Raw genomic sequence first — 12,095 nt, 5'->3', positions numbered from 1 at the left:
GCTGGTGAAATTCTCCGTCGCCGCTAGAATAGCGCCACTTTCCCTGCCTGCCGGGCAACACGGTGCGGGCGGGCGTCATCTATCAGCAACACGTTGGACTCTTTCTTATGCAAACCCTGCTCGACACTGCCCATTGTCGTCTGACCCTGTATCGCTACCCACGGCAGAGCCAGGATCCCCTGCAGGCCTGGGATGCGGCGGACGAGTACCTGATCAACACATTGGCGGAGTCCCCTCTTGAACAGGCCGGCCCTGTCATCATCATGAACGACGGCTTCGGCGCCCTGGCCGCCTATCTGCACGGCCATGGCCCGGTCTGCGTGAGCGACTCCCATATCAGCGAACGGGCCACCCTGGCCAATCTGGCGGAGAACGGGCTGGATCCCGCACAAATCATCCTGCAGGACGCCCTGGCCCCGCTGCCCGCTGCCCCTGCGCTGGTGGTGATCAAGGTTTCCAAGTATCAGGCGCTGCTGGAGCAGCAACTGCTGGCCCTGCGCGAGGTGGTCACCCCGGCCACTCGCATCCTGGCCGCCGGCAAGGCCAAGGACATCCACAGCTCCACCCTCAAGCTGTTCGAGAAGTATCTGGGGGAGACCCGCACCTCGCTCGCCTGGAAGAAGGCGCGCCTCATTCACTGCGAGCCGCAGGCCGAGCGCCCTGCCCTGACCAACCCCTTCCCGACCGTCTGGCCGCTGGAGGGCACCAACATGCTCATCCACAACCATGCCAACGTGTTTTCGCGCACCAGCCTGGATATAGGCGCCCGCTTCATGCTGGACAATTTGCCGATCCACAGCGCGCGCAAGGTGATAGATCTTGGCTGCGGCAACGGGGTGCTGGGTCTCTCGCTGCTGGCAAAAGACAGCGAGGTGGAGGTGACCTTCATCGACGAATCCCACATGGCGGTCGCCTCGGCACGCCTCAACGTCGAGCACAACCTGCCGGCTGCCCTGCCGCGTGCCCACTTCATGGTCAACAACTGTCTCGACGATGTAGCAGTCGGAGCGGCGGACAGGATCCTCTGCAATCCCCCCTTCCATCAGTTGCAGGCGATCACCGATCACATCGCCTGGCAGATGTTCACCGACGCACACCGGGTGTTGCCTCAGGGGGGTGAACTCTGGATAGTAGGCAACCGTCATCTGGACTATCACAACAAACTCAAGCGCTTGTTTGCCAACGCACAAGTCGTTGCGTCGAACAGCAAATTCGTTATTTTGAAAGCCATCAAACGCTGAAAGACATAAACGCCAAAGGAAAACCATGATGAAAAAGTCACTCTTGCTGCTGGCCGCCCTGATACTGGGTGGTTGTGCCACCCACTGGCCGGAGACGGCGCTGCTCAATCCGCAAGTCATCCCCTCCAACCAGCAGTACTACTCTGGCAACCGCATCACCATGGAAGGGGTGGACAAGCGCGAGGCCGCCTATGTCTTCTCCATCAAGAAGAAAGAGAAGGCCCCCGTGCTGGTCAACAGCAGTCAGCCCCTCAACAACCTGCTGGCGGAAAAACTGGCGGAAGGGCTGCGCAGCCAGGGTCTCGAAGTGGGCAACAGCGGCACCACCAACCTGACCCTGGCCATCTCCACTGCCGCCGTCACCGTGGAAGAGAAGACCTTCACCTATGTCACCAAGTCCAAGGTCAGCCTGCAGGTGATCGCCGACTTCCAGGGCAACAGACTGACCAAGCAGTTCAACATGTCTTCCAGCAAGGAAGAGCCGGGTGAGCCGACCATGGCCGACCTGGAGTCCATCCTGAACCAGCAACTGGGCAGCGTGCTGCAACAAATCATGGCCGACGAGGCGCTGCGCGGTTATCTCAAAGGCCAGCCGAGCTGAGCAAGGAGCATATAAATGAAGACTCTCTGGTTACTGGCCACCCTGATCGCCCCCCTGGCGTTCGCCGGACAAAAAGTCCAGATGGAGACCAACCACGGCAACATAGTGGTGGAGCTGGCCCCCAAGCAGGCGCCGCAGACGGTGAAAAACTTCCTGCGCTACGTGGCGGATGGCAGCTATGACGGCAGCCTGTTCCACCGGGTGATCCAGAACTTCGTGGTGCAGGGCGGGGGCTACAATCAGCAGTTCCAGCCACTGCCGACCTTCGACCCCGTGGTCAACGAGTCCAGGGGTGGCCTGCCCAACAAGCGTGGCAGCATCGCCATGGCCCGCACCCAGGCGGTCGACAGCGCCACCCGCCAGTTCTACTTCAACCTGGTGGACAACGACAACCTCAACGCCAATGCCGGCGCCGGTTACACGGTGTTCGGCCAGGTGGTGCAGGGCATGGAGGTGCTGGACAAGCTGGCTCAGGTGCAGACCGGCTACAGCTCCATCCTGCGCGCAAATGACGTACCGACCAGTCCCATCATCCTGAAAAAAGTGGTGCTGCTGGCGGACAAATAACGCGGGGCGGCTCACATTCCGCCACGACCTGACCCGGGTCACCGGCGCCCCTTTTCTATACTCTGGCCTTGTCCTGTGTGTGCGGGACATGACCAGGCAGAGAGAGGAGGTTCCGGTGACTTGTCACGATTACATTGCCCAACATGCCATTGTGCTGGCCCAGGCGGTTCGTCACTTTTTGGCACGGGAAATTCCTTATCAACAGCTCGAGGATCTGAGCTGGCAACTCCTCTCCCACTGGCAGGCGCTGCCCGCCATCCCGATTGACAAAGAGCCCGCCAGCGAGCAGGAGGGGGTGTTCTGGCACCTGCTCCACAGCCTGCACCTGTGGGACGAGCATCAGCTCGTCACCGACACCTGGCTGCGGCAGCAACTGATGGCCTGCGCCACCTTTCTCGTGGCCGGGGGGACCTGTCCACGCCACTGCATCGGCTCACGCCCCTGAATCCCGGGCCGCCCCGTTCGGCTTGCCTTGGCTATCCCCCTCGAACCTGACAAAATGACCCCCTTTTCTCTGAGGAGTCAGGCAGTTGAACAATCTCCGCCCGCCCAGCCATACCCCGGACCGTGCCACAAGCTGGCGAGACGCCCTCGCCGTCTATCTGGAGGCGCGGGTACTCACTCTGTTTGCCATGGGCTTCTCCTCCGGCCTGCCCTTGCTGCTGGTGTTCGGCACCCTCTCCTTCTGGCTGCGCGAAGCCGATGTCAGCCTGACCGACATCGGCTACATGAGCTGGGTGGCGCTGGCCTATGGCTTCAAGTGGCTGTGGTCTCCCCTGGTGGATCGACTGCCGCTGCCGCTGCTCTCCCGGCTGCTGGGACGGCGACGCAGCTGGATGCTGCTCTCCCAGGTGCTGATCGCCCTCTCTCTGGTGGGCATGGCCTATTGCGATCCCAAGACCCAGCTCGCCCAGCTCGCCCTGTTCGCCCTGCTGGTGGCGTTTTGCTCCGCGACACAGGATATCGTCATCGATGCCTACCGCATCGAGTCGGCACCCGAGCGTCTACAAGCGGCCATGGCAGCCTCCTACATGACGGGTTACCGGCTCGCGATGATAATGGCGGGGGCGGGGGCGCTGGCGCTGGCGGCCTGGCTTGGCAGCAACGACAGCTACGACTACCGCGGCTGGCAGCTCACCTACCTGCTGATGGCGGGACTCATGTCCCTCGGCGTCATCACCACACTGCTCAGCCACGAGCCGGATATCGACCTTCATCGCCAGAACGAGCAACAGATGGAGCGCAAGGCGCTGCTGCTCGAGCGGGGTTGGCCCAAGACCCTGGCCGGGCTGGGCGCCTGGACCTATGAAGCCATCTGGTGCCCCTTTGCCGATTTCTTCCGTCGCTACGGCGGCTCGGCCCTGCTGATCCTGGGGCTCATCGCCTGTTATCGCATCTCGGATGTGGTGATGGGGGTGATGTCCAACAGCTTCTATGTGGATCTGCAGTTCAGCAAGACGGAGGTGGCCACCATCACCAAGGTGTACGGCGTCATCATGACGCTGGTGGGGGCGGCCCTGGGGGGCGTGTTGGTAATGCGCTTCGGCACCCTGCGCATCCTGTTTCTCGGCGCCGTGCTCACCGCCAGCACCAATCTGCTGTTCGCCCTGCTCAACGAAGTGGGTCACGATCTGGAGCTGCTGACCCTGATCATCTCCCTGGACAACCTCAGCGCCGGCATTGCGACGGCGGCCTTCGTGACCTATCTGTCGAGCCTGACCAACGTCGCCTTCTCGGCGACCCAGTACGCCCTGTTCAGCTCCATCATGTTGCTGATGCCCAAGCTGCTGGCGGGTTTTTCCGGTCAGGTGGTCGAACAGATCGGCTACAGCAGCTTCTTCGTCGGCACCAGTCTGCTCGGCATTCCGGTCATGATATTGATCATCATGGTTGCCAAACGAGGCGATGCTTTGTTACCACAAGCGGACAAATAGCAAGCGTTTGCGCCATTTTGGGGGTGATTAGATTCACAAAACCGGACAAAGTTCCCTGGCTCTTGTTTATCCGATGAATTTATTTGGCTAGAATCCCTTCCGCTCCTTGTGGGCAGGCTACGGAAAACCTCAACTAACGCACAAGAGACCAATAAAATGGCCAAATTTACCAAGACTCTGATCGCTGCCGGTCTGCTGGCTGCATCCGCCACTCCGGCCCTTGCTGCCGATTACAGCGGCGACATCCACAAGAACGACTACAAGTGGATGCAGTTCAACGTGATGCACACCATCGACCAACGTCCTTTCACCACTGGTGCTGAAGATTACAACGACACCTACTTCGAAATGGAATTTGGTGGTCGCTCCGGTCTGTTCGACCTGTACGGATACGTCGATGTGTTCGATATATTCGACTCCCGTCACAGCGACAAGCACAAAGGTCAGAACCTGTTCATGAAGTTTGCGCCGCGTATGTCTCTGGATGCGCTGACTGGTAAAGATCTCTCCTTTGGCCCGGTGCAAGAGGTTTATATCGCCTCCCTGAACAACATCGGCGACAACCAGATGGAGAACATGATCGGTCTGGGTGCTGATGTCCAAGTGCCCTGGTTCGGCAAAGTTGGCATGAACCTGTATGCTCGTCATGCCACTGAAAACCAGTTCTTCACCGAAGAAGAAGGTGACTGGAACGGTTACTGGTTCGCCATGAACTGGTTCAAGCCTTTCTACACCTTCGGCAACGGCAGCTTCGTCTCCTACCAGGGTTACCTGGATTACGCCTTCGACCTGGATACCCACAACCGTGCTGACCGTACCAGCGACAACCTGGCTACCTTCCACGGTATCTACTGGCATTCCGACCGTTACGCTGTGGGTTACGGCCTGAAGTACTTCATGGATGCCTACGGCACCAAAGATGGCTCTACCGCCTACGACGGTACCCCCTGGAAGAGCTCTGGCTTCAGCCACTACTTCTCCGTGACCTACAAGTTCTAATCGAACTCGTCACACGGACACAAAAAACCGGAGCAGCTGCTCCGGTTTTTTTATGGCGCTTTCTTGATGGAGGGAGTGGCCAAGGCCCTCCCCCTTCATCATCAATCGCGGAAGTTCTGGAACTGCATCGGCTGACCCAGCTCGGCGCCACGCACCAGTGCCATGGCTTCCTGCAGGTCATCGCGCTTCTTGCCGGTGACACGCACTTCGTCGCCCTGAATGGCGGCCTGCACCTTGATCTTGGAATCCTTGATAAGCTTCACCACCTTCTTGGCGGTCTCTTTCTCGATCCCCTGCTTGAACTTCACCGTCAGGTGGAAACGCTTGCCGGAGTGAACGCTGTCACCCACGTCCATCGAGCTGTTCTCGATGTTGCGCTTGAGCAGGGCTGCGCGCAGGATCTCGACCATCTGCTTGAGCTGGAAATCCGCATCGGCTTCCAGCTTGACCTCTTCCTTGTTCAATTCGAAGCTGGCTTCTACACCACGAAAATCGAAACGGGTCGCCAGTTCACGATTGGCGTTATCGACGGCGTTCAACACCTCGTTCATTTTGACTTCAGAGACAATATCGAATGACGGCATAGCCGGGCTCCTCATGCTGTACTTCAGGTTGTGCTGACAAAGGGGCAAATCTACCAGAAAATGGGCAAATTTGCTGATTTCGATGGGATTGCTCTGCTAGAATCCCCAGCGCACAGGAATGGCGAGACCCGTTAGTGTCCGCCTAGCGACATCTTCACTTATCCCCGGTAGCGGGTTGTTCGGAATGCAGCCACTACCCTGATTGAGCCTCTCCATGCCAAGCGGATTACGCGACAACAACCTGAAAAACAGCCGACACCCCTCCTCCCCCCGATGGTCCTTGCTGGGCTGTGGTGCCCTGGGCGGCGTCTTCGCCTCCTTGCTGACCCAAAGTGGCCAGCCGACCCGTGTCCTGCTGAGCGAGCGGCACCGCGCCACCCTGCACCCCGGCATCGATTTCACCTCCCTCGAGGGCCACACCCAGTTGCTCGCCATCGAGCGGGGCTTCATCGACAAGCCCGGCGCCATCCAGCGACTGTTGGTGATGACCAAGGCGGGTCAGGTAGTGTCGGCCCTGACGCCCCTGGCAGGCAAGCTGGCGGCAGGGGTTCCCATAGTGCTGCTGCACAATGGCATGGGCATAGCCGAACAGGTGGTGCAGCTGTTTCCGCATAACCCCGTCATTGCCGGTGTCACCAGCCACGGCGCCATGCGCTGCGGTCACTTCGTGTTCCGCCACACCGGCAAGGGCGAAACCTGGCTGGGCCCGGTCAACGATGCGGCCATAGCCTATTCTCATCTGGCCGACGAACTTGCCCTGGCTCTCGGCCAGGCCGGCTGGGATGAGCAGATCCTGACTCGCCAGTGGCAGAAACTCGCCATCAACTGCGCCATCAATCCGCTCACGGCGCTTTACAAGCTCAAGAATGGCGAACTGGCCGGCCCCCGTTTTGCCGATGTGCTGCAACAGATCTGTGTGGAAGTCGCCGACGTGATGCAGGCCGAAGGCCAGCCTACCGGCAGCGACGAGCTGCTGCGCCGGGTGATGATGGTGGTGGAACTCACCGCCGACAATTACTCTTCCATGTATCAGGACATGGAGCAGGGGCGTGAGACCGAGATCGAGGCCATTACCGGTTTCCTGCTCGGCAAGGCCGCCGCCCACGGCATCGCGGTGCCAGTCAATCAGGGCCTCTATCAGGCCGTCAAAGAGAAGCGCTGAGCCCGGGATCGCGGGCGGCAGACTAAGGAGTGCAAGATGACCGCATTGGTTTTGGTAGCCCCGGGGTCGGAAGAGATAGAGACGGTCGCCATCGTCGACACCCTGGTGCGCGGCGGCATAGAGGTGGTGCTGGCCTCTTGCTGCCCCACTGGAGCGCGTCAGATCCGCGCCTCCCGCGGGGTACAGATCGTGGCTGATTGCCACCTCGACGAACTGACGACCCGCGACTTCGAACTCATCGTCGTGCCAGGTGGCCTGCCCGGCAGCGAGGTGATCCGCGACACCCCGCTTGCCATCGACCTGCTGAGAGAACAGGCAGCGCTGGGCCGCTGGCGCGCGGCCATCTGCGCCGCCCCCGCCGTGGTGCTGCACCATCACGGCTTGCTGGGGGATGCCAATGCCACCTGCCATCCCGGCTTTCAGGCCCGCCTGCCCGCCGCGCAACTGAGCACAGCCCGGGTGGTGCGGGATGATGCCCATCGTCTCATCACCAGTCAGGGCCCTGGCACCGCCATCGAGTTCGCCCTCGAGCTGGTGCGGGTGCTGCGTGGCGATGAAACCGCCCATGCGGTAGCCGAGCCCATGGTGTTGCCATAGGCTCAGGTTGTAGGGCGGCCGATTATCTTTCAGCCGCTCTTGTACCACCCCAAGAAAGATCCGCCCATCGACGCCATCTCGATGGGGGGGTTATCAAACGACAACCTGCATCTTAAGATCTGCTCTTCCGCTAATACTTCGCTATTGAACTATTCATTTCGCGACAAGAGCGTTGCAATCCAAAAGGATATGCTCGTTATCCATCCTGTCGGCAAATCGTGCCTGCGCTAGTCAACCGGCACCACATCTGTCTTGGGCTGTTTGGCGCGGTAGGCATCCATGATGGGAGCCCAATCCATCCCGCTAGGAACTGGGAATTGCTTGAATAGCTCACCATATTTCTTGTCGAAATCATCCATACCATATTGGCGCGCTATCGGTACTCTCTGGTCATACCAATCATCGGTCACCTCTTCGGCAATACCACGAGCAAGCAGAATATCTGGCTTAACATTTAGCCTATTTCCCTTAAGTAACACCTCAAAATAGCCGCCTGGCGCTAGGCCAAAATAGAGCCAGCTACGGCGGTCATAACGACCCTCAACAGAGTAGACCTGGCGCATCTGCTGCTCCAGATTGGCAGGCAAGTCCACCTTTATGCGGTAGCGCTTGCGATCATGGAAGGAAACCATCTCAATCACCGCTTTATCGGGGATGGGAACACCGTCGGTAGGCAGGCCACCACCACCCGCCCAATAGTAACGCTGTCCCTTGATTCTGTCGGCAAGTAGACCTCCAGCTCCGCCACCTGCCAAACGGTCGGCATAAACTTGTTTCCCTCCAAGATAGAACTCTGTCTTGGTGTTCTTAGTAAGATCTATATTGCTGCCTGTACCATAATCCCAAGCAAATTTAGGCAGAGATTGGGGTGCCGCACAGGCCATCAATGACAGGCAAAACCCCAACAATGCGACAATATATTTCATCTTTGTGTTTCCTTGTTCCCTATCAGCTTACGTCTCTCCTTGCTGATGCTGGACTCATATTTATTAGTATTGGCCGGATTGGCGATGCCCTGGTTGCTGGCACTGTGGTGCAGATAGTCACGACGCAAGGCACGATAAATGTCGGGCGATAATTGATGGGTCAAGTTCTTGGCAACCTTCTGTTCGATAGCGGATAGCGCCCAAAGTTTATCCAATGCCTTCAAGTCAGCCTCTGGCCGTTTAATAGAGAGCGGTTCAAGTTGCAATGCCCTATCATCCGGCATCCATGGTTTAAACGGCACCCCCACGGCACGGCCCGCCTCAACCATCATATGCAGCGGAATGCGGGAGTATTCCCCCTCAACTACCCTGCTCATCAGCACCTCCACATAGACCGATTTTTTGCCGGGGCCTGTGCCATTTTTCCCCTCGGGACGCCGGAAGGAGTAAGGTTTCAGGCTGATCGCCCCCAGCGGCGGCACAGTGCCACGAGGCAGGTTGGGGTTGATACGAGTGACCCAGCCCAACGTTCGTTTCTCCTCGGCATACGCCTTGGCTTTTTGATAGGCACTGCTCTCGGCATCTGGTGTTGTAACAGTTTCCACACTCATAAAACGCTCCAACTCAATGCACTCGATCAGGGCTGGATCGCTGTTGGGATTACTCAAGCTCCAGCGGCTATAGTAACCACCACCTATGTCAGAGTGAGCCCCCGGTAGCGCCAGCTCAGTAAAGTGAGCAGGAGGACTGGTGCCTGCAGCATCTTCTGTAATGCGTGATAGCGGGAAGTATTTGCGAACTTCATCCAACGCGGTGAGATGTACCACCCGCTCTGCACAATCCGCTTTGAGTTGAATATTGACACTGCGGTTGTAAGAGGAAACAACGGTATCGAACAGCCCCACAAAGGTGAAGCGCACATCGTCGCGGCTAGCCCAGTCAAAACCTGCCTTTAGGGGAATATTCGGGCTATTCGCCATAGCTTGCACCAAGGGGTGATCAGCTTTTTGGTCTATCACATTTACAAAGTGGCGGGCAGCAGCAGCACCTCTGCTAAACCCAAACACATCAAACTCGATACGATGGATACAATCCACATCAACTAAAATCTCGCCCAAATCCCGATTGATCGAGCGAACTATGCTCTGCTGACATGCTACTTCTACCTTTCCGATAATAGAGGTGCTCTCCCCACCAAAATCGAGATCAAATCCCTGGGTCAGGGTGTCATCCGAACGATATTCAAGGCCATTTTCTCCTGCGATCGGGTCGCGAGTCCCAATGCCACTGATATAGCTGTGAGCCACCAACGGGCCTGCTGCGATGTCATATTGCTCAAACAACTTGCCCACATTGGTCACATCATTGGCGGAGCTACCTTCAACCGGGCTTTGCCCCATCTGGCAGCCCTGTAGCTCTTTCTCCCGCTGCGCCGGATCTGAGCAGGTTTCCAGAAGCCACTGCTCTACTTTTTGCAACCCAGCCTGGGCGTTGTGGGTGTTGTTACCCGTGCCGTCAAAAAACACCCCAATCCGCAAGATATTGATCTGATAGCCTTTCACTTCAATCACATAGGAGTGCTTGGTGAAAAAGCGAGGAGGCTGAGCCTGTCCTGCCTGATGTCCTTTCGGTAGCGGCTGTTCTGGCTCGGTGAGACAAAGGTCGCCGGTGGTCACCTTGATATGCTCTCGTTTGACGTCGCAGTGCCCGAAGAGTTTGTCGGTATAAGCGGGTACCTGTGTGGCCTCACCCTCCTTGAGGACCTCACGGGACTGCGCCGCCTTGAGCCAGGCTGGCGTCTCGATTTTTACTGTCACCGGGCCAACTGCAAAACCTCGCACCAAGGTGGGCCCATCCTTAAGGGTGACCGTCTCTGACTTGCCTGTTTCGTCAGTCAAAGTCGCCTTGAGCCCCTTGAACGAGCAATTGTGCTCATCACGAACATCGATCTCTATCCAGTTTTCGTAACGCTCGCAAGGGATACAGTGGGGATCTGCCGCCATCAGAATACTCCTGTCAATTCGTGATGTTTGTTCAGCCAGTTGGCTACCTGAACCAGTTCATCGTCGGTCAGCATCAATGGCCCCCGTATCTCTTCAAGAACCAGATTGGCCTGCAAGGCCAAGGCGCCAGCCACCACACCATCGCGCACATCCTCTTGCAGCCCATCCTGATTGGCCTGTTTGAGTGTGGTTAAAATGGTCCCGGCCGGGTCAGGATGGCGCTCCATCATAGCCGTCATGGTCTGCCATAACCGCCGCCGCAAGATGTAGGCATGACGGTTCTCGTCGTAAAGTCCAACCAGATGATGAGACCGGATATGAAACCAGGGGGTTTGCAATGCGGGTTGGAACCGGGCATGAGGTGTGCGAGAGAAGGCCTTGCCATGGATCCAAAGCCCGGAACAGGGCCCCAGCACACTATCGCGTTCATCAGGGGTCATGGCGCTGAGCATAGGCAGAAAAACACGCGGGTCAGAGAAACGAAGCCAGACTGCTTCTCCCTCGCGTATCGCTTCTATCAGGCTCTGCCAATGACGACGAATCAGCTCCACTGATTGGTCACTGATCAGGTAGAAGCCGTTCAGGACAGGATTAGCAGTCATGAACTCAGTGGAAGGTGCAGGTAACAACCAGGGCCCCAACGCAGACTGCTCATCGAAAGCGGTGCCGGCAAAAAGTGGATTTGCATTCTCTCCATCATAGGTATAGAAATCTGCCACGGCTGACGCTGCTAGCGCTCCATCGATGACGGCATATATTTCACCCGCTTTCTTGCCAGCGAGCCAATCAGATAACGTCATAGTACGGATACCTCGATCAGTCGCTTGATCCTGCTGCGGTTATCCGATGCATTGTCAGAGGTTGGAATTGTATTGAGCAAGGTATCGAAATCGCCGCTCATGGAGGAAACCACCCGATCGACCCTTAGCCTAGTCTGCGTCGGAAACAGCATCTCAGCTTCCCCCTTGAAGTGAGCAGCGTCTCCCAGCAGACGGCCACCATGACCGGCAGGCAGGCGGATCCTCAACAAGGTATCGTTGACCCAGGCCTTTTCCGGTGAGGTACTCATGAATCCTGGCTCAACAACGATATTGCCCACCCCGGTGAACTGCTCTTTCAGGGCTGCAAGCTCCGGCTTGTCCAGCGCCAACCCCCGGTAGACGAAAGACAAACCGGGTGAGGCCGGCAATTTCGCCAGACCAGCCTCCACATCGGCAACATAGGCCTTCATTGCCTGGTCAAACTCACTCGCGGATGTCGGCTCATCATTCAAATAGCTGCGACTAAGCAGGGTATCGATGGCCTCTCGCTGCTTGTAGGGGCGATCACGCAAATAGTTATTGAGCAATGTGTACCCCTGCGCCGAATAGTATCTGAGCGCTTCATCCGCTTTGGATATCTCTACCGTCGCCCACTTCCTTGCCGGCTTTTTGCCCTCCCCTTTGGCCGCAACAGGTGGTGGTGGCGGTGGCATCGATGGC

The 12,095-nt window shown here is 57.8% G+C and carries 13 protein-coding genes; 8 read left to right on the top strand and 5 right to left on the bottom strand.

What is annotated here, in order from left to right; translation table 11 throughout:
• Nucleotides 1–107: 107 nt before the first annotated feature.
• The 6 genes from KW824_RS10360 (at nucleotide 108) to KW824_RS10335 (ending at nucleotide 5,342) form a co-directional block, all read left to right on the top strand.
• Entirely contained in the window at nucleotides 108–1,241 is a 1,134-nt protein-coding gene (locus KW824_RS10360; protein WP_218409733.1) for a methyltransferase, read from the top strand.
• A 28-nt stretch (nucleotides 1,242–1,269) separates the two neighbouring features.
• Nucleotides 1,270–1,842, top strand: a complete 573-nt coding sequence (locus tag KW824_RS10355) for a YajG family lipoprotein (RefSeq protein ID WP_041206274.1) — start codon at nucleotides 1,270–1,272, stop codon at nucleotides 1,840–1,842.
• 15 nt (nucleotides 1,843–1,857) lie between these two features.
• Nucleotides 1,858–2,409, top strand: a complete 552-nt coding sequence (locus KW824_RS10350; RefSeq protein ID WP_005330697.1) for a peptidylprolyl isomerase — start codon at nucleotides 1,858–1,860, stop codon at nucleotides 2,407–2,409.
• Nucleotides 2,410–2,524: 115 nt separating this feature from the next.
• Nucleotides 2,525–2,854, top strand: coding sequence for a hypothetical protein (locus KW824_RS10345; protein WP_218409732.1), 330 nt, complete (start codon nucleotides 2,525–2,527; stop codon nucleotides 2,852–2,854).
• A gap of 187 nt (nucleotides 2,855–3,041) precedes the next feature.
• A complete protein-coding gene (locus KW824_RS10340; protein ID WP_043131200.1) occupies nucleotides 3,042–4,343 on the top strand; it encodes an MFS transporter in 1,302 nt (433 codons plus the stop codon).
• A 156-nt stretch (nucleotides 4,344–4,499) separates the two neighbouring features.
• Nucleotides 4,500–5,342 (top strand): outer membrane protein OmpK, encoded by an 843-nt coding sequence (locus KW824_RS10335; RefSeq protein ID WP_139751339.1) that lies wholly within the window; start codon nucleotides 4,500–4,502, stop codon nucleotides 5,340–5,342.
• A gap of 101 nt (nucleotides 5,343–5,443) precedes the next feature.
• On the opposite strand, the gene KW824_RS10330 is transcribed toward KW824_RS10335, so the two are convergent.
• On the bottom strand, nucleotides 5,444–5,926 hold the full coding sequence (locus KW824_RS10330) for a YajQ family cyclic di-GMP-binding protein (RefSeq protein WP_041206278.1): 483 nt from the start codon (nucleotides 5,924–5,926) through the stop codon (nucleotides 5,444–5,446).
• 214 nt (nucleotides 5,927–6,140) lie between these two features.
• Between KW824_RS10330 and KW824_RS10325 the strand changes: the two genes are divergently transcribed.
• Together KW824_RS10325 and KW824_RS10320 are read left to right on the top strand one after the other, a co-directional pair.
• Complete coding sequence (locus tag KW824_RS10325) at nucleotides 6,141–7,088, top strand: ketopantoate reductase family protein (RefSeq protein ID WP_218409731.1); 948 nt, start codon at nucleotides 6,141–6,143, stop codon at nucleotides 7,086–7,088.
• Between the two features lie 36 nt (nucleotides 7,089–7,124).
• On the top strand, nucleotides 7,125–7,685 hold the full coding sequence (locus KW824_RS10320; RefSeq protein WP_218409730.1) for a DJ-1 family glyoxalase III: 561 nt from the start codon (nucleotides 7,125–7,127) through the stop codon (nucleotides 7,683–7,685).
• 227 nt (nucleotides 7,686–7,912) lie between these two features.
• Here the strand turns inward: KW824_RS10320 and KW824_RS10315 are convergent, their stop codons facing one another.
• From KW824_RS10315 to KW824_RS21110, 4 genes are read right to left on the bottom strand one after another with little or no spacing between them, the layout of a single operon-like run.
• Complete coding sequence (locus KW824_RS10315) at nucleotides 7,913–8,611, bottom strand: DUF2931 family protein (protein ID WP_218409729.1); 699 nt, start codon at nucleotides 8,609–8,611, stop codon at nucleotides 7,913–7,915.
• On the bottom strand, nucleotides 8,608–10,614 hold the full coding sequence (locus KW824_RS10310) for a DUF2235 domain-containing protein (RefSeq protein ID WP_218409728.1): 2,007 nt from the start codon (nucleotides 10,612–10,614) through the stop codon (nucleotides 8,608–8,610). The genes KW824_RS10315 and KW824_RS10310 overlap by 4 nt, the downstream gene beginning before the upstream one ends.
• Nucleotides 10,614–11,414 (bottom strand): DUF4123 domain-containing protein, encoded by an 801-nt coding sequence (locus KW824_RS10305; protein ID WP_042649292.1) that lies wholly within the window; start codon nucleotides 11,412–11,414, stop codon nucleotides 10,614–10,616. Before KW824_RS10305 ends, KW824_RS10310 begins: the two co-directional genes overlap by 1 nt.
• Entirely contained in the window at nucleotides 11,411–12,088 is a 678-nt protein-coding gene (locus KW824_RS21110; RefSeq protein WP_305730017.1) for an ADP-ribosyltransferase, read from the bottom strand. Before KW824_RS21110 ends, KW824_RS10305 begins: the two co-directional genes overlap by 4 nt.
• Nucleotides 12,089–12,095 lie beyond the last annotated feature (7 nt).

This window comes from Aeromonas sp. sif0611, from assembly GCF_019218845.1.
Lineage (GTDB): Bacteria > Pseudomonadota > Gammaproteobacteria > Enterobacterales > Aeromonadaceae > Aeromonas > Aeromonas media.
The sequence above is the reverse complement of the archived record's forward strand: the minus strand, read 5'-3'. Positions and strand labels throughout refer to the sequence as shown.